This is a genomic window from Nocardioides plantarum, from assembly GCF_006346395.1.
Taxonomy (GTDB): domain Bacteria; phylum Actinomycetota; class Actinomycetes; order Propionibacteriales; family Nocardioidaceae; genus Nocardioides; species Nocardioides plantarum.
This window is the reverse complement of sequence record NZ_VDMS01000001.1, coordinates 663811-681174: the sequence shown is the minus strand read 5'-3', so window position 1 is coordinate 681174 and position 17364 is coordinate 663811. Positions and strand designations below refer to the sequence as shown.

Annotated in this window: 14 protein-coding genes; 11 read left to right on the top strand and 3 right to left on the bottom strand. The window is 69.6% G+C overall.

The features are described 5' to 3' along the window. The first annotated feature begins 77 nt into the window (after positions 1-77). The 8 genes from FJQ56_RS03025 (at position 78) to FJQ56_RS02990 (ending at position 8837) form a co-directional block, all read left to right on the top strand. Positions 78-2075 (top strand): hypothetical protein, encoded by a 1998-nt coding sequence (locus tag FJQ56_RS03025; protein ID WP_140007716.1) that lies wholly within the window; start codon positions 78-80, stop codon positions 2073-2075. A 619-nt stretch (positions 2076-2694) separates the two neighbouring features. Further along, entirely contained in the window at positions 2695-4134 is a 1440-nt protein-coding gene (locus tag FJQ56_RS03020) for an AAA family ATPase (protein ID WP_140007715.1), read from the top strand. Between the two features lie 397 nt (positions 4135-4531). Beyond that, positions 4532-5032 carry a hypothetical protein gene (locus tag FJQ56_RS03015; RefSeq protein WP_140007714.1) on the top strand — a complete coding sequence of 167 codons (501 nt, stop codon included), beginning with the start codon at positions 4532-4534 and terminating at the stop codon, positions 5030-5032. Between the two features lie 103 nt (positions 5033-5135). After that, positions 5136-5870 carry a serine hydrolase gene (locus FJQ56_RS03010; RefSeq protein ID WP_140007713.1) on the top strand — a complete coding sequence of 245 codons (735 nt, stop codon included), beginning with the start codon at positions 5136-5138 and terminating at the stop codon, positions 5868-5870. Then, positions 5867-6961 carry a dipeptide epimerase gene (locus tag FJQ56_RS03005; protein WP_140007712.1) on the top strand — a complete coding sequence of 365 codons (1095 nt, stop codon included), beginning with the start codon at positions 5867-5869 and terminating at the stop codon, positions 6959-6961. Before FJQ56_RS03010 ends, FJQ56_RS03005 begins: the two co-directional genes overlap by 4 nt. After that, the gene (locus FJQ56_RS03000) at positions 6958-7527 is read left to right on the top strand and encodes a C40 family peptidase (RefSeq protein ID WP_140007711.1); all 570 of its coding nucleotides are present in this window, start codon (positions 6958-6960) and stop codon (positions 7525-7527) included. The genes FJQ56_RS03005 and FJQ56_RS03000 overlap by 4 nt, the downstream gene beginning before the upstream one ends. Before the next feature lie 102 nt (positions 7528-7629). Next, positions 7630-8508, top strand: coding sequence for a sigma-70 family RNA polymerase sigma factor (locus FJQ56_RS02995; protein WP_140007710.1), 879 nt, complete (start codon positions 7630-7632; stop codon positions 8506-8508). A 62-nt stretch (positions 8509-8570) separates the two neighbouring features. Further along, positions 8571-8837 (top strand): DUF1059 domain-containing protein, encoded by a 267-nt coding sequence (locus FJQ56_RS02990; protein ID WP_140007709.1) that lies wholly within the window; start codon positions 8571-8573, stop codon positions 8835-8837. Here the strand turns inward: FJQ56_RS02990 and FJQ56_RS02985 are convergent. The 3 genes from FJQ56_RS02985 to FJQ56_RS02975 form a co-directional block, all read right to left on the bottom strand. Beyond that, positions 8793-10469 (bottom strand): ABC-F family ATP-binding cassette domain-containing protein, encoded by a 1677-nt coding sequence (locus FJQ56_RS02985; protein WP_140007708.1) that lies wholly within the window; start codon positions 10467-10469, stop codon positions 8793-8795. The genes FJQ56_RS02990 and FJQ56_RS02985 overlap by 45 nt on opposite strands. Positions 10470-11152: 683 nt before the next feature. Next, positions 11153-12784 (bottom strand): acyl-CoA dehydrogenase family protein, encoded by a 1632-nt coding sequence (locus FJQ56_RS02980; RefSeq protein WP_140007707.1) that lies wholly within the window; start codon positions 12782-12784, stop codon positions 11153-11155. After that, on the bottom strand, positions 12781-13389 hold the full coding sequence (locus FJQ56_RS02975; RefSeq protein ID WP_140007706.1) for a TetR/AcrR family transcriptional regulator: 609 nt from the start codon (positions 13387-13389) through the stop codon (positions 12781-12783). The genes FJQ56_RS02980 and FJQ56_RS02975 overlap by 4 nt, the downstream gene beginning before the upstream one ends. A gap of 73 nt (positions 13390-13462) precedes the next feature. Here FJQ56_RS02975 and FJQ56_RS02970 point away from each other — a divergent pair, with 73 nt between their 5' ends. The 3 genes from FJQ56_RS02970 to FJQ56_RS02960 are packed head-to-tail and all read left to right on the top strand — an operon-like array spanning position 13463 to position 17217. Next, positions 13463-14608, top strand: a complete 1146-nt coding sequence (locus tag FJQ56_RS02970; protein ID WP_140007705.1) for a phosphotransferase family protein — start codon at positions 13463-13465, stop codon at positions 14606-14608. After that, positions 14608-15738 carry an Rv3169 family protein gene (locus FJQ56_RS02965; RefSeq protein WP_140007704.1) on the top strand — a complete coding sequence of 377 codons (1131 nt, stop codon included), beginning with the start codon at positions 14608-14610 and terminating at the stop codon, positions 15736-15738. The genes FJQ56_RS02970 and FJQ56_RS02965 overlap by 1 nt, the downstream gene beginning before the upstream one ends. A 24-nt stretch (positions 15739-15762) precedes the next feature. Further along, positions 15763-17217, top strand: coding sequence for an aldehyde dehydrogenase (locus FJQ56_RS02960; protein ID WP_140007703.1), 1455 nt, complete (start codon positions 15763-15765; stop codon positions 17215-17217). The last annotated feature ends 147 nt before the right edge of the window (positions 17218-17364 follow it).

Here is a 17364-nt window from a genome sequence, read left to right as displayed (position 1 = left end):
CGGGGGCTCGTCGGCGGCGGCTCTCGGGCACGAGCGCGGCACCGACCTCCCCGGCCGACTTCGTGGGAGGGAACCTCATGACCAGACCAGTACGCCGATCGCGCCGACCAGCACGGGCCGCCGGGTCCGTCGGCATCGCCCTGACCGCCCTGGCGGTCGGCGGGGCCTCGCTCGCCGCGCCGGCGCAGCACGACGCCGGCGCGAGCAGCGACCAGCAGCGGGCCCTCGCCGCCGGCCTGCAGGTCGGGCCCAAGACCGATGCCGGCGCCACCGGCGCCAATCCCTACCTCGCCAACCTTCCCGACGAGTCCCGGGTCGACTTCGCCGCCTGGCGTCAGCGGCTGTCGTCCGCGGCCGACCGCCGGGCCGGCTCCGCGGCCTACCGGCAGGCGCGCAGCGAGGCCAACGCGGTCACGCCGGCCGCGGCCACCGTCGTGTCCTACGACGAGCAGGAGCCGACCGGCACCTCCGGGTCCAACGACACCGACGCGACCGCCGAGCGGATCAGCGTCTTCGGGACCACCAAGAGCAAGCGCAACGTGGTGCGGATCAACGGCACCCGGGCCGAGCTGCCGACCCCCACCCCCGTGGCCCTGCCGACGGGGGCCGAGGACAACGGCGCGATCCCGCTGGCGACCCCCACGGACATCGACGGCAGCTCCGCGCTCACCACGACCGGCGTCCTGGGCGACGGGCCCCACGGCTCGGCCGGCGACGGCACCAACGACTTCGACTTCTACGCCGTCGACCTCACCGAGGGCCTGACGCTGACCGCCGACACGTCCTCGGCGGACAGCGGCACGCCCGACGGCACCGACACCGTGGCGGTGCTCTACGACGCCGACGGCGAGATCGTCGCGTCCGACGACGACGGTGGCACCGGAACGGCCAGCCTGCTCGAGTACGACGTCGCCGCGAGCGGCACCTACTACCTGCTGGTCGCCGGCTACGCCGACCTGGGGCCGCTGCCCGAGGACCCCACCGACAGCGGCTCGGGTGCCGGAGGCGCCGAGGAGGGCGACTACAGCCTCGCGATCACCCAGAGCGCCAGCGACCGCGACAAGTACTCCATCAACCTGCACCCCGGCGACGTGATCGGCGCCGTGGCCCAGGGTGGTGCCGACACCCTCACGGTGACGCGCCCCGACGGCACCCAGGCGGTCGGCGCTCCCGGCGTCGACGCCTCCTCGCTCTATCCGCCCGACTCGCCGTTGCCCGGTGGCGGCAACACGAGCTTCGGCTACGTCGCCGAGCAGGGCGGCCTCTACGTCATCGACGTGTCCGGGGCCATCGGCTCCTACACGGTCCAGGTCGAGGGCTACCGGCCCGGCGCCCAGGTCGACACCAACAAGTCCCAGGTGGTCTACCTCGACTTCGAGGGCGGCCGCGTCAACACCGCCGTGTGGGGCGGGGCCGGGGTCCGCGAGCTGTCGCCGTTCAAGTCGTTCCTCGGCAAGTGGGGCATCTCCCAGTCCCGTGAGCGCGCGATGATCGACAAGATCACCTACGTCGTGCGCCAGAACCTCCTCGAGGCGGGCCAGAACGGGCTCAACAACCCGAAGGTCACGGTCGTCAACTCACGCACCCACCCCGAGCTGCGTGGTCGCGCCAACGTCTCGCGGGTGATCGTCGGCGGCACCATCGACCAGTCCGGCATCTCCACGATCGGCATCGCCCAGTACATCGATCCGGGCAACTACGGCCACGAGGACACCGCGCTGGTGCTGCTCGACGTGCTCAGCGACCCCGACGGGCCGGCGTCGCTCAACACCTACCTCACCGCCGCGAGCGACCGTGAGAGGTTCGTCGGGCGTGCGGTCGGCAACGTGACCGCTCACGAGATCGGTCACCTGGTCGGCAGCTACCACACCGACAACGCCTCCGACGACGTCAACCTGATGGACAGTGGTGGCGCCAACTTCCAGAACCTGTTCGGGGTCGGGCCCGACAACGTCGGTGGCACCGCCGACGATCTCGACGTCCGCTTCGGTGAGGACGTCTACAGCCCGGCGGAGGGCTTCACCGGCACCGAGGACACGCAGAACAACACCGCGTTCGCCTACCCGAAGCGCTGATCGCCCGTCGTACGACGCCCCGGACCACCACGGTCCGGGGCGTCGTGCCGTCCGGGGGTTGGGCTCAGGCGGACCAGCGCACGGCAGCGTAGACGTGATCGGCTTGCTGATACGCGCTTGGAGGTATGGAAGCTTGTCCGCCCCTCCTGCCGGGCGAAGATCAGCAAGATCAGGTCACGTCCGGAGGTCTATGCACCAACCACATGTAGCCAGCATTGAGTTTGCTCCTGTAGGTACGCACGCTGCACGAGCGGTGGGGCCCCAGTCCGAGATGTTGCTGAGCGGCTGACCTGGTACCCGTCTGACCGATCGATACCCCCCGGTGACGTTCTGACGTCGCGAAGTCGGACACAGGCTGCGATAGGACGATCTTTGGATCGTGCGACGGACTCGCCGAGCCTCGTGGACACCGCTGGGCCGCGGCCCGGCTGGGTCAGTTTGGCCGGGCGCACTCGTATCAGCACGTGATACGGCCAAGGGTCGGTGCGATGGATGTCCGCTCAGGCGGCGGTCACGTCCAGTGCCTGCAAACCCGTGCATCTATAGCTCAGCGACCTCGCGAACGATGCAATGCCGATGTTTCCCGACGGCCAGCTTGCTGGTGTGATAGACCGTCCAGATGAAGTTGACGAGCGTAGGACTGGGGTCAGTCAAGGGCTTTGATCAGTTTGCGCAGATCCCACTAACAGGCGTAAATCTGCTCTACGGTGCCAACTCGAGCGGCAAGAGTTCGATAATCCAGTCGCTCCTCCTCCTGAAGCAGAGCTTTCCTCGCGCGCTCAGTACGGACCCGGGCGTGCTGGAATTCCGTGGAGGTAGCGCAGATCTGGGTGGGTTTAGGACGTTCGTGCACGGCCACCAAACTGATCGATCAATCGAGATAGGTCTAAGCCTGAAGGACCTGGAACTGTCTGGCATTCCATTCTTCACGCCTGAGATGAGCGTTCGCTTTCGGTTCGGACTGCGGTCGTCGTCTGACGTAGAGCCGCACGTCTTGGGAGTAACTCTCGCCGATGATCGAGAGGTCTCGTTCAAGTTCGATAAAGATCTTGGTCAATTGAGGCTAGCGGATGCGACTTCTTCGGCCGTACTGGTCGATCGATTTATTGAACTCCTCAGGAGAGTCTCCGAGAATCAACGGCTGCCATTCAAGTTGCCGAATGACGCTGATCGAAGGTGGCTAAGAGAATGGGCAAGAAAGCATGGGTGTCGCCTGCATGGATGGCTTCCATTCTGGGTTCCAGCCGAGTACGGAGCAGGCAAGATGGGGCGACCTTTCGGTGGTCGCTTGGAGTCTGACCGCAACCAACAGTTGCAAATATTCTTGTGGTGGTGGCAACAGTGGGTCTTCCACTTTACGACCCAGTTCAGTGATTTTCTCGAAGGTATCGTCTACGTGGGTCCACTTCGCGACTTCCCCCGAAGGGTAGCCGCGGAGGCAAGCGAGGATGCCGGACTCGGGACACGCGGCGAACGTCTTGTGCTCTACCTAGGACGGCGTCCGGATCTTGTCGATGCAATCAACGAGGCGTTTAAGGACTTGGAAATTGACTATAAACTCTCGGTCGAACGAATCAGTTCTGAACGCATGCAAGATGCATTGGGTGATGTCGCGTTCGCGGTGCTTAGGGATAACAAATCCGGTGTTGATCTCAGTCCGACAGATGTTGGATTCGGTTTGAGTCAGGTTTTACCGGTAGTAGTGCAACTTCTTGGCAACAGGGAGCGCCTAATTCTCATCGAGCAGCCTGAAATTCACCTTCATCCTCGCATGCAGAGCCGCCTAACGGATATTCTTGTCTCCTCTGTGGCGCACAACGGAAACCAGCTGTTAATTGAAACCCATAGCGAGCACCTCGCGTTGCGAGCACAACGTCGAATCCGCGAGAAGGTCATCGGCTTGGATGAACTTGGTATCTCTTACGTCGGCGTCGGCTCAGAGGGGAGTTTCGTCAAAGAAATTGAACTCAGTGCCGATGGGCAAATGTTGACACCGTGGCCCGGTGGATTTTTTGACGAGAAGTTTGACGACCTGTTCGTGAACGCAACCAATGTTTGAGCTGTTGAACGGTAGTTCACTCGGGCTCGGTGAAATCTCAGAAATTAGCCCGGCCGTACTAAACTCCGTTGCCTACCGATCAGAGTCGACCGTGTTTATGCGAGCCGCTGACGCACAATTCATGGACCACCTCCGTCGCATAATAGCCAACGCTCCCTTAGATACTCAGCACAGGTGGATCGACTTGTTGCGCCGCCGAATGGCCTCTGTGCGTCGACCATCTTGTTCGACCTGTGGATGCGTCGGTGCGGTGGCCCTGTCCGTAGTCGCGAACCCTGTCGAATGTGCGGGCTGCAATACTTTACCTGAATCATTCGCATCCCTTATCACGAGCACCCCACTCCACGCGGCTACGCAATTGCAACACACTGGATGTGCGAAATCCAACAGTTGCAATTTGGACCTTGTCCGCCGTTTCGCCACAGTTCTTGCCGTTTCGGAACAGTGTTGGGTGATTGATCCGTACTTAGTTACGGATGCCGTTCGAAAACCAAATTCGGGATTGGAGAAGTTTATTCGATTGGCTGCGTCCTGCGGGCTACCAAAGATTGGCTTGGTGTCAGGCGTAGGGGGATCGCTCGCCGGATCAGTCCCGAGTGCCGCATCGCTCGTTAATCTCTTTGATAATTTCGTCAGAGGTCTTGGTCTAGTGACGCGGCCGCAGATAGATCTGCATGTGCTTCCGACGTCCAAGCGTTCCTCGGAAATGCACGACCGATTTATCGGTTTTGAGTGGTCGCAATCAGGTCGGGCTTCCTTCAGTCTCGGCAAGGGGTTGGGGCAATATAACGGGACCGCGTTTCGGCAGAACTATTCCGCCTCCCGCCAGGCAGACAATTTTGTAGCGGAAGAGTTCAACCGGTTAGTAGCATTCGCAATTCAGGCGGGTACGTTCTGACGGCCCATCCGTGCGTGTCCGTGGCATAATCCAGCGGCTAGTCCGCTGGCAGGCGATTGAAGTGACGGAGTCGTCTTAGGCAGGGCCCGTTAGGGTTTGGTCCGTGGAACAGCTCGTCGCGGTCTGGCTCGGCGGTCTCGACGGCGAGACCTGGTGGGAGCAGGACGCCGACGAACCGGCGTACGCCGCCAGCCTGGTCAAGGTGCCGCTGGCGACCGCGGCGGAGGTGCTCGACCTCGAACGTCGGGTGCCGGTGCACGCCGACTTCGCGTCCGCGGCCGGGGGCCGCTTCACGATCGAGCGCGACGACGACCAGGACGACGCCACGTGGGACGCGCTCGGCAGCACCGAGACGCTGGGCGAGCTGCGGCGACGCGCGATCGTCGAGTCCAGCAACATCGCCACCAACCTGCTGCTCGAGCAGGTGGGGATCGCCGCGGTCCACGACGTGCTGCGCGCCGCCGGGGTCAGCGACCGGACGACCATCACCCGCGGCATCGGCGACCTGGCCGCCCGCGACGCCGGGCTGGCCAACCAGGTCACCGCTCGCGACCTCGGGTGGGTCCTGGCCCACACGCCGGCGTCGGTCGAGGAGATCATGCTCGGCCAGCGCTACCGCGACGCCATCCCCGCGGGCCTGCCCGCCGGCACCCACGTGGCCAACAAGACCGGCTGGGTCGACGGCATCACCCACGACATGGCGATCGTGCGACCCACCGACGAGCACGGTGGCGCGCCCTTCGCGCTGGTGGTGCTCACGCGCACCGACGACCCCCACGAGGTCGCCGAGAAGCGCATCGCCGGGCTGGCCGCCGAGGCCTGGGGGCGTCGGCGATGACGACGATCGCCGAGGTGCGCACCCGCCGCCTGAGCGTGCCGCTGCACACGCCCTTCGTCACCGCGCTGCGGCGTACGACGACGGTCGAGACGGTCGTCGTCGAGGTCGTCGACAGCGACGGCGCCGTCGGCTGGGGCGAGGCGCCGCAGGTGTGGCAGGTCACCGGTGACTCGCTCGCCGGCTCGCAGGCCTGTCTCGACGGTCCGCTGCGCGATGCCCTCGTCGGCCGCACCCCCGACCTTCGTGAGAGCACTGCTCTCGTGCAGCGGGCGGTGGTGGCCAACAGGTCGGCCAAGATGGCCGCCGACATCGCCCTGCACGACCTCGCGGCCCGCCGTACGGGGCTCACGCTCGCCGAGCACCTCGCGTCGTGGGCGGGTGTGACCACGCTGCCCCCGACCCACGTCCGCACCGACGTCACCCTGGCCGCCGGCACCCCGGCCGAGCTGGCCGCGGCCGCCTCGGGCCGGGTCGCCGACGGCTTCGCGACCCTCAAGCTCAAGGTCGGCACCGACGCCGCCACCGACGTGGCCCGGGTCCTCGCGGTGCGCGCCGCGGTCGGGCCCGATGTGGCGCTCCGCCTCGACGCCAACCAGGGGTGGGACGCCTTCGAGGCCGTCCGGGTGATCGGTGCTCTCGAAGCGGCCGGCACCGACGTCGAGGTGGTCGAGCAGCCCGTGCCGGCAGCCGACGTCATCGGTCTGGCCTACGTCACCGCTCACGTCGAGACGCCCGTGATGGCCGACGAGTCGCTCTTCACGCTCGAGGACCTGGTCGAGATCATCCGCCTCGACGCCGCCGACCTGGTCAACGTCAAGCTCGCCAAGTGCGGCGGGCTGACGCCCGCGCTCGAGCTGCTGCGGGTCGCCCACCTCCACGGGTTCGGGACCTTCGTGGGCTCGATGATGGAGTCCCACCTCGGGGTGGCTGCCGCCGCCGCACTCGTCGCCGCCGTCGGCACCTCGAGCCTGCCCGACCTCGACGCCGCGTGGTGGTCGGTCTCGTCGCCGTACGTCGGTGGGGCGTCGTACGACGGCGACCGGCTCGTCCTGTCCGAACGACCCGGCCTGGGAATCGAAGGAGTGAAGTGAGAGCGATCCGTGTCACCGGCGTGCTGGCCGGACCCGAGGGGTCCGCCGAGCAGGTCACCCAGCTGTTGCCCGGCGAGCACGTCGAGGTGCAGGCCCGCGACGGCGACTGGCTCAAGGTGGTCGCGCCGGGCCAGTGGTCGGCGAAGGACCCGATCGGCTACCCCGGCTGGGTCCTGGCTGCCGACCTCGCCTTCGACGAGGACGCCGTGGTCGAGATCGCGCGCACCTACCTCGACACCCCCTACGTCTGGGGAGGCCTGACCCACGACGGCATCGACTGCTCCGGCCTGGTGCACGCGAGCTTCCGCGCCGTGGGGGTCGCCGTGCCGCGCGACGCCTCCGACCAGGCGGCGCGCTGCGAGTCCGTGCCACTGGGGGAGGAGCGCCCCGGCGACCTGTGGTTCTTCGCCCGCGACGGCGCCGGCGGCCGGATCACCCACGTCGGCTTCTGGACCGGGCCCGACACCCTGCTGCACGCACCCGACTCAGGGCCGCGGCGCTTCGTCGTCGAGGAGACGCTGCCCGACGAGCGCCGCCCGACGCTGGTGGCGGCCGGACGCTTCTGAGACGGTCACGTCTGAGCCGGTCACACCCGGTCACACCCGGTCACACGCGGGCCCGCTCGCGCGTCAACCCTCTGACCGAGCCGGCGTGGAAGGGTGACCGACGTGGACCAGCACGAGCCGCAGGACCAGACCGAGCAGTTCGAGGTCGAGCGGCCCCGACTCGTCGGCATCGCGAGCCGGGTGCTGGGCGACCACGCCGAGGCCGAGGACGTGGTGCAGCACGCGTGGCTGCGGCTGCACCACACCGCCACCACGACCGACACCGTCATCGAGAGCCTCCCGGCGTGGTTGACCACCGTGACCACCCGGCTCTGCCTCGACCGGTTGCGGGCCCGCACCCCCGTCCCCGTCGAGGAGATCGACGAGGCCGATGCCCTCGCCGAGACCTCGGACGACCCCGCTGACGACGTCGTCCTCGCCGACACGGTCGGGATGGCCCTGCAGGTCGTGCTCGACCGGCTCTCGCCGCGCGAGCGGGTCGCGTTCGTGCTGCACGACAGCTTCGGCTTCGAGTTCCCGACCATCGCCGCGGTGCTCGACACGACACCCGCGGCGGCGCGCAAGCTGGCCTCGCGGGCCCGGGCCAAGGTCGCCCAACCCCGTGCGGAGGACCGGCTGGCCGACTGGGAGGTGGTCGACGCGTTCATGGCCGCAGCTCGCAACGCCGAGTTCGACCGGCTGCTGCAGCTGCTGGCCCCCGACGCCGCGGTGACCGCCGACGACGCCGCCATCCTGGTCGGCACCCCGGCGCGCATCGACGGTCGCGACGACGTCGCCGCGTTCTTCAACGGCGGCGCGAGCTCGGCGCTCGCCGTCTTCGTCGGCGACCGGCCCGGCGCCGCGTGGTACCACCTGGGCCGGGCCAAGGTCGTCTTCGACTTCACGATCAGCGACGGCCAGGTCGTCGCCATCACCTTCCGCGCCGCTCCCGAGGTGCTCGCCGACGTCGTACGCCGCGACGGCGGCGCGCGCCGCGGGTGAGGCGTCACACCCGACCCGGCCCGGTCGTCGTACCCACGACACACGCCCACGAAGGAGACGACATGAAGACCATGACCTGCCGTGACCTCGGCGGTCCCTGCGACCTCGAGCACCACGGCGAGAGTGCCGACGACGTCATCAACGCCCAGGACCGGCACCTCAAGGAGGCGGTCAAGGCCGGTGACACCGCCCACGAGCCGGCCCGCAACGACATGAAGGGCCGGTGGCGCCACCCCAAGAAGGCGATGGGCTGGTACCGCGACACCAAGCAGGCCTTCGCGGACCTACCGGCCGACGGACTCGCCGACTCCGCCGACTCCGCCGACTGAGGTCGTGACCCGGCCGGCGTCGACCTCCCACCGCTGGTCGAGCCGGACGCTCTCGAGCAGCCGCCGGTCGTGCGAGACCAGCAGCAGTGCGCCGTCGTAGGACTCCAGCGCCTGCTCGAGCTGCTCGATCGCCGGCAGGTCGAGGTGGTTGGTCGGCTCGTCGAGCACCAGCAGGTTGACGCCGCGGGCCTGCAGCAGGGCCATTGCGGCGCGGGTGCGCTCGCCGGGGGAGAGACGCCCGACGAGGCTCGACACCTGGTCGGCCCGCAGCCCGAACTTCGCCAGCAGCGTGCGCACCTCGGCCTGCGTCCACTCCGGTACGACGGCCTCGAACGCCTCGCCCAGCGGCTCGTCGTCGGCCAGGCCGGTGCGGGCCTGGTCGATCACGCCGACCGCGACGGACGCCCCGAGCGAGGCGGTGCCCGAGTCGGGGGCGTCGTCGCCCAGGAGCAGTCGCAGCAGGGTCGTCTTGCCGGCGCCGTTGGGCCCGGTGATGCCGATCCGCTCGCGGGCGTCGACCTGCAGTGACACCGGGCCGAGCACGAAGTCGCCGAGCCGGCGCGTCGCCTCGTTGAGCGTTGCGACCACCGCGCTCGAGCGCGGCGCGGCCGCGATGTCGAACTGGAGCACCCACTCCTTGCGCGGCTCCTCCACCTCATCGAGCCGGGCGATCCGCGACTCCATCTGGCGCACCTTCTGCGCCTGCTTCTCCGACGACTCGGTGGCGGCCTTGCGGCGGATCTTGTCGTTGTCGGGGCTCTTCTTCATGGCGTTGCGCACGCCCTGCGAGCTCCACTCGCGCTGGGTGCGGGCCCGCCCGACCAGGTCGGCGCGGGTCTCGGCGTACTCGTCGTAGGCCTCGCGGGCGTGCCGCCGCGCCACCTCGCGCTCGACCAGGAAGGCGTCGTAGCCGCCGTCGTAGACCGTCACCTGCTGCTGGGCGAGGTCGAGCTCGACGATGCGGGTCACGCAGCGCGACAGGAACTCGCGGTCGTGCGACACCAGCACCACCCCGCCGCGCAGGCCCTGCACGAAGCGCTCGAGACGGGCCAGGCCGTCGAGGTCGAGGTCGTTGGTCGGCTCGTCGAGCAGCACCACGTCGAACCGGCTCAGCAGCAGTGCGGCCAGGGCGACCCGGGCCGCCTGTCCGCCCGACAGGCTGGTCATCAGGGCGTCGGCGCCGACGTCGAGGCCCAGGTCGGCCAGCACCGACCCGGTGCGGTCCTCCAGGTCGGCGGCACCGCTGGCCATCCAGCGGTCGAACGCGACGGCGTACGCGTCGTCGGCGCCGGGCTCGTCGCTGCCGAGCGCGGCGGCAGTGGTCTCCATCGCGACGGTGGCCTCTGCGGCGCCGGTCCGCCGCGCCAGGTAGGCCGCGACCGTCTCGCCCGGCACCCGCTCGTGCTCCTGCGGCAGCCATCCGACGAACGCATCGCTGGGTGCGGTGGTGATCGTGCCGTCCATGGGGTCGGCCTGCCCGGCCAGGAGCGCGAGCAGCGTCGACTTGCCCGCCCCGTTGGCCCCCACCACCCCGACCACGTCACCCGGCGCGACCGTGAGGTCGAGCCCCTCGAACAGCACGCGGTGGCCGTGCCCCCCGGACAGGTCCTTGGCGACAAGGGTGGCAGTCACGGGTCGATCGTATGGCGCGCGCCTCCGCCCACCCCACGTCGGTCGTGGTGTGAGGCGCGCTGCACCCACGTCGGTCGAGGTGTGAGGCGCGCTGGCGCCGGGCCTCGAGACCACCCCTCACGTCGGTCGAGGTGTGAGGCGCGCTGGCGCCGGGCCTCGAGACCACCCCTCACGTCGGTCGAGGTGTGAGGCGCGCTAGCGCCGAGCCTCGAGACCACCGCAGCGTCCTGCGGTCTGAGGCGACGTCTTCTCGTCGTAGGTCTCACTGTGTGCGGGTCGTGCCACGTGGGCGGTGGGTGAGCCATTGTTCTGGCCCCTCGGGTCGGTGGGTTCGGTGGCTGACGCACCGCCCGGCGGCCGGTCGCTCGATGTTTGCTCGCGACGTGCCAGGTACGTCGGGAGCGCGGATCGAGCGCACCGAAGGCTCGGACCACGTGCGTCGAGGGGTGTCCGCGCTGGACGAGGGCGCGGCGGAGCGAAGCGACGTCCTTGACGGCGAGACCCGGAATGGTAGGCGCGCGGACACCCCGACCCCGCAAGACCCGCGCCGTTCAAAGCCCCGATCCGGCGGGACACCGGTGGAGTCGACGCGTCGGCTGCGGAGGTCTCGAGGCTCAGGCCTGGCGGCCTTCGCACCTCGACCGACGTGGGGCCCGCACCTCGACCGGCGTGGGAGCGGGAGGTCAGGCGAGGTCGACGTACGCGCGCTCGAGGATCGCGTCGAGGTCGAGACCGGGGGGCAGGGTGCCGAGGGCGCCGCCCCAGTCGCGGCCGAGGCGGGAGGCGCAGAAGGCGTCGGCGACGGCGGAGGGTGCGTGCTGGACGAGCAGCGAGCCCTGGAGCACCAGCGCCAGCTGCTCCACGATGCGGCGGGCGCGCAGCTCGAGCTCGGCGCCGTCGGAGAGCTCCTTCTTGACCAGCGAGATCGCGTCGTCGAGGCGGTGGTCGGCACCGGCGGCGAGCTCGACCTCGGCGAAGAACCGCTCGAGCGACTCGGGCTCGCGGCCGATCGCGCGCAGGGCGTCGAGGGCGGCGACGTTGCCGGAGCCCTCCCAGATCGACAGGAGCGGCAGCTCGCGGTAGATGCGCGGCATGCCGGACTCCTCGACGTAGCCGTTGCCGCCGAGGCACTCCATCGCCTCGCCGGCGTGGGCGGGGCCGCGCTTGCAGACCCAGTACTTCGACACGGCCAGGCCGAGCCGCCGGAACGACGCCTCGTCGAGGTCGCCGCGTACGGCGCGGTCTGTGGCCCCGGCCAGGCGCATCGCCACCGTCGTCGCCGCCTCGGACTCGACGACGAGGTCGGCGAGGACGTTCCTCATCAGCGGCTGGTCGACCAGGTGCCTGCCGAACGCCGAGCGGTGGCGGGCGTGGTGGACCGCGGTGACGGTCGCCAGGCGCATGCCCGAGGCGGTGCCGAGGGTGCAGTCGAGGCGGGTCAGGTTGACCATCTCGACGATGGTCCGTACGCCGCGTCCCTCCTCGCCGACCAGCCAGGCCGCAGCTCCGTCGTACTCGATCTCGGCGGAGGCGTTGGACTTGTTGCCGAGCTTGTCCTTGAGCCGCATCAGGCGCATCGGGTTGAGGCTGCCGTCGGGCAGCACGCGCGGGACGAGGAAGCACGACAGGCCGCCCGGCGCCTGGGCCAGCGCCAGGAAGAGGTCGGACATCGGGGCCGAGGTGAACCACTTGTGACCGGTCAGCCGCCACGACCCGTCGGTCTGCGGCACCGCCTGCGTCGTGTTGGCGCGGACGTCGGAGCCGCCCTGCTTCTCGGTCATCGACATCCCGGCGATCAGACCGGCCTTGCCGCCGGGCACCCGCAGCCCGGGGTCGTAGGTCGCAGAGGTCAGCAACGGCTCGTACGTCGCCGCCAGGTCCGGCGCCATCCGCAGGGCCGGGACGGCGGCGTACGTCATGGAGATCGGGCAGCCGTGGCCGGCGTCGACGTTCCAGGCCAGGAACTTGGCGGCGCGGGCGACGTGGGCGCCCGGCCGGTCGTCGGCCCAGGGTGCGGCGTGCAGGCCGTGCTCGACGGCGGTGGTCATCAGCGAGTGGTAGGCCGGCACGTAGTCGACCTCGTCGACGCGATGGCCGTAGCGGTCGTGGGTGCGCAGCACCGGCGGCACCCGCTCGGCGAGGCGCCCCCACTCCTGGGCCTCCTCGGAGCCGCCGAGCCGACCGAGAGCACTGATCTCGTCGAGCGCCCAGCCAGCGCCCTCGCGCTCGACCGCGGCGAGCAGCGCCGGGTCCTGCGCGGTGTCGTGCCCGACCAGCGGCGGGACCTGGTTGGTGACCTCGTGGGTGCTGCTCATGAGATGGCTCCGATCGATCGGGTGACGAAGGCGGTGAGCTCGGGAACGACGCGGTCGGTGGTCGAGCCCGTCGAGACCGCGTGCAGCGGGGAGACGAGCGCCTCGGCCATCGCGCCGACGACGGCGGCGGCCGAGACCTGGGCGTCCTGGACGGGCAGGTGGCCGCCGACGACGGCGTCGTCGATCAGCGCGGCGAAGATGTCGCGGTAGGCGCGGCGGTAGGTGAGCCGCTCGACCTCGACCTGCGGGTCGACCGGCTCGGCGATCAGCGCATAGGCCAGCCGCGGCGAGGCCAGCGCACGGCGGGCGAACGTCTCGACCGCCCGGCCGACCCGCTCGGCCACCGACCCGGGCCCCGCGACCGCCGCGGCGACCGCGTCGACCTCGCGCTGGGTCGCGCCGCGGAAGACCTCGGCGAACAGCGCGCCCTTGTCGGGGAAGTGCCGGTAGACCGTGCCCGTCGCCACCCCGGCGCCCGCGGCCACCAGGGCGATCGAGCACCCGGCGTACCCGCGCTCGGCGACCAGCGCGTGAGCGGCCGCGACGAGCGAGGCGCGGGTCGCGTCGAGCCGCTCCTGCACGGCGAGCGTACGGCGGTAGGGCACCCAACAAGTGAACCCCGGTTCAGTCCTTCGTGCAACGTTGACAACTAGAACACGTTCCACTTCACTCCAGAACGTGACCCAAGCCACACCGCCCGCCGCCGACTTCAAGCTCCAGCGGTCCAGCCGCGACGCCGAGACCGTCCCCCGGTTGCTGGCCGAATGGCTCGCGGCGCTGCTCCCGGCCGGGGCCGAGCCGGAGGTCGTGCTCCACTCCGGCATCGACGCGAACGGGATGAGCTCCGAGACGCTGATCTTCGACGCGACCTGGACCGAGGGTGGACACCGCGCCACCCACGAGTACGTCGCCCGCGTGGCGCCGTCGGCCGACGACTTCCCGGTGTTCCCGACGTACGCACTGCAGGACCAGTACGACGCCATGCGGCTGGTCGCGGAGCTCACCGACGTGCCGGTGCCGAGGGTGAGTCACATGGAGTCCTCGGGCACCGTGCTCGGCACGCCGTTCTTCCTGATGGACCGCGTCGACGGGGTGATCCCGCAGGACGTGCTGCCCTACAACTTCGGCGACAACTGGCTGCACGACGCGAGCCACGAGGACCAGCGCCGCCTGCAGGACGCCTCGGTCCGGGTGATCGCCGACCTGCACGCGATCCCCGACGCCCAGCGCACGTTCTCCTTCCTGGACCCGCAGCAGCCGGGGGACACCCCGCTGGCGCGCAACCTCGCCCGCGTGCGCGCCTGGTACGACTTCGCGGTCCCCGACATCGGCCGCTCGCCGCTCGCCGAGCGCGGGCTCGACTGGCTCGACGCCCACCTGCACGAGGCCGAGGCGGGCGGCAGCGGCGACGTCGTCCTCTGCTGGGGCGACAGTCGCATCGGCAACATGATCTACCGCGACTTCGAGCCGGTCGCCGTGCTCGACTGGGAGATGGCCGCGATCGGGCCCCGGGAGCTCGACCTGTCGTGGATCGCCTTCGCCCACATGGTCTTCGAGTCCATCACCGGGGTGATGGGCATGCCGGGGATGCCGCACTTCATGCACGAGGACGACATCGCGGCGACGTACGAGGAGATCACCGGCGTGAAGCTCGCCGACCTCACCTGGTTCCACGTCTACAACGCGGTCCAGTGGTGCGTCGTCTTCATGCGCACCGGCGCCCGGTCGATCCACTTCGGCGAGATCGAGAGGCCCGACGACATCGAGACCCTCATGCACCACAAGATGCTCATGGAGTCGATCCTCGAGAGGGCCGGTGCGTGATGAGCGATCCCCGCAACCCCAGCCACCACGGCCTGACCGGTCTCGACGAGTACCCGATCCACCAGGCCCCGCTGCCGATCGCGTACGCCGCCTCGAGCGACCGCAACTTCTACGACCGGTCCTACTTCAACGCCCACGACCGCACCGGCGACGTCTTCGCGATCTTCGGCCACGGCTACTACCCCAACCTGGGCACCAAGGACGCGTTCTTCATGATCCGCCGCGGTGACGAGCAGACGGCGGTCCACCTCGGCGACGCCATCGACGGCGACCGGATGAACCAGCACGTCGGTGGCTACCGGCTCGAGGTGGTCGAGCCGCTGCAGCAGGTGCGGATGGTCCTCGACGAGACCGAGGGCATCTCCGCCGACCTGACGTGGAACGGCTCCTTCCCGGCCCTGCAGGAGATGCCGCACGTGATGCGCGCCGGCTCGCGGGTCACCCTCGACGCCCAGCGCTTCGCCCAGGTCGGCACGTGGGAGGGCCACATCACCGTCGACGGCACCGAGATCGCCGTCACCCCCGACCGGTGGCTCGGCAGCCGCGACCGCTCCTGGGGGATCCGGCCGGTGGGGGAGGCCCCGCCCGCCGGTGCCCCGCTGACCCCCGAGTTCGAAGGCATGTGGTGGCTCTACGTGCCGATGCGCTTCGACGACTTCATGATCTGCCTGATCATCCAGGAGGAGCCCGACGGCTACCGCGCCCTCAACGACTGCCACCGCGTCTGGAAGGACGGCCGGATCGAGCAGCTCGGCTGGCCGCAGGTCCAGGTCCGCTACGGGTCCGGCACCCGCGTGCCGACCGGCGCGACCATCACCTGCACCACCCCCGAGGGCAAGCCCCTCGTCGTCGAGGTCGAGTCGCTGCTGCCCGTCCCGCTCCACGTCGGTGGCGGCTACGGCGGCGACTCCGACTGGAGCCACGGCCTCTGGAAGGGCGCCGGGTTCACCGAGCGCGTCACCTACGACATGACCGCGCCCGACGTCGCCGGCCGTGTGATGTTCGGCGTCGTCGACCACGTCGGCCGCGCGACCCTCGACGGCCAGGAGGGATGGGGCCTGTTCGAGCACGGCGCCATCGGCCGTCACGACCCGTCGGGCTTCGCCGACTGGTTCACCCTCGCCCCCTAGCCCGCCACGACAACGGAGAACCTCATGACCCTCGACCGCGACGCCTTCTTCATCGACGGCACCTGGACCGCCCCCGCCTCGGGCCGGACCATCCAGGTGGTGTCGCCCCACTCCGAGCAGGTCGTGGCAACCGTCCCGGAGGGCACACCGGCCGACATCGACGCCGCGGTGGCCGCCGCCCGTCGGGCCTTCGACCACGGCCCGTGGCCGCGCCTGACGCCGCAGGAGCGCATCGACGTCGTCCAGGTCTTCTCCGGGCTGTACGCCGGGAGGTTGGCCGAGATGGCCGACCTGATCACCACCGAGATGGGCTCGCCGACGTCGTTCGCCAACCTCGCGCAGTCGCCGGCGCCGTGGATGCAGATCGAGGCGTTCCTCGGCATCGCCCGCGACTACCCGTGGGAGGAGACCCGCACCGGCGTCCTCGGCACGCCCGTGATGGTGCGCCGCGAGCCGGTCGGGGTCGTGGCCGCCATCCCGCCGTGGAACGTCCCGCAGTTCACGATCATGTCCAAGGTGATCCCGGCCCTGCTCGCCGGCTGCACCGTCGTGGTCAAGCCGGCGCCCGAGACACCGCTCGACGGCTACCTGATGGCCGAGCTGCTCCGGGAGGCCGGCGTACCGGCGGGCGTCGTGAACATCGTCGCCGGCGGCCGCGAGGTCGGCGAGCACCTCGTCGCCCACCCCGGCGTCGACAAGGTCGCCTTCACCGGCTCGACCGACGCCGGCCGCAAGATCGCCGCGGTCTGCGGTCAGCAGCTCAAGCGGGTGAGCCTCGAGCTCGGCGGCAAGTCGGCGGCGATCGTGCTCGACGACGCCGACCTGGGCATCGCGATCGAGGGCCTGAAGTTCACCGCGCTGATGAACTCTGGCCAGGCGTGCGTCGCGCAGACCCGCATCCTGGCCAGCCGCACGCGCTACGCCGAGGTGGTCGACGCGCTCGCCGAGGCTGTGAGCGGCATGCAGGTCGGCGACCCCATGGACCCCGCCACCGAGATCGGTCCGATGGTCGCCCAGCGCCAGCAGGAGCGAGTCGAGAAGTACATCGCGATCGGCCAGGAGGAGGGCGCCCGCCTCGTGGCCGGCGGCAACGGTCGGCCCGACGGGCTCGACCGCGGCTGGTACGTCCGCCCGACGGTGTTCGCCGACGTCGACAACCGGATGCGAATCGCCCAGGAGGAGATCTTCGGCCCGGTCCTCTCGGTCATCCCCTTCGACGACGTCGACGACGCGGTCCGGATCGCCAACGACTCCGACTACGGCCTGGCCGGCACCGTGTGGACCGGCGACCAGGCCGCCGGGCTCGACGTCGCCCGCCGCGTGCGCACCGGCACGTACGGCGTCAACACCTACACGATGGACTTCGCCGCGCCGTTCGGCGGCTACAAGGCCTCCGGCCTGGGGCGCGAGTTCGGCCCCGAGGGGCTGGGTCAGTACACCGAGCTGAAGTCGATCTACCTCGAGGCGCCCGCGGGTTGACGTCGGTCGCAGGTGGCAGGTGGCTGAGCGCCCGAATGGGCGGCGGTGAGGCGTTGGGAGTTTCACCACCTCGGCGGTGAAACTCCCGCCGCCTCGACGAACCTTCGTCATAGACGTGGGAGTTTCACCACGTCGGTGGTGAAACTC

Excerpts from the sequence above, each read along its gene's own strand:
- FJQ56_RS03025 (WP_140007716.1), top strand. The coding sequence starts at position 78 with ATGACCAGACCAGTACGCCGATCGCGCCGACCAGCACGGGCCGCCGGG.
- FJQ56_RS03020 (WP_140007715.1), top strand. The coding sequence starts at position 2,695 with ATGAAGTTGACGAGCGTAGGACTGGGGTCAGTCAAGGGCTTTGATCAG.
- FJQ56_RS03005 (WP_140007712.1), top strand. The coding sequence starts at position 5,867 with ATGACGACGATCGCCGAGGTGCGCACCCGCCGCCTGAGCGTGCCGCTG.
- FJQ56_RS02990 (WP_140007709.1), top strand. The coding sequence starts at position 8,571 with ATGAAGACCATGACCTGCCGTGACCTCGGCGGTCCCTGCGACCTCGAG.
- FJQ56_RS02980 (WP_140007707.1), bottom strand. The coding sequence starts at position 12,784 with ATGAGCAGCACCCACGAGGTCACCAACCAGGTCCCGCCGCTGGTCGGG.
- FJQ56_RS02965 (WP_140007704.1), top strand. The coding sequence starts at position 14,608 with ATGAGCGATCCCCGCAACCCCAGCCACCACGGCCTGACCGGTCTCGAC.
- FJQ56_RS02960 (WP_140007703.1), top strand. The coding sequence starts at position 15,763 with ATGACCCTCGACCGCGACGCCTTCTTCATCGACGGCACCTGGACCGCC.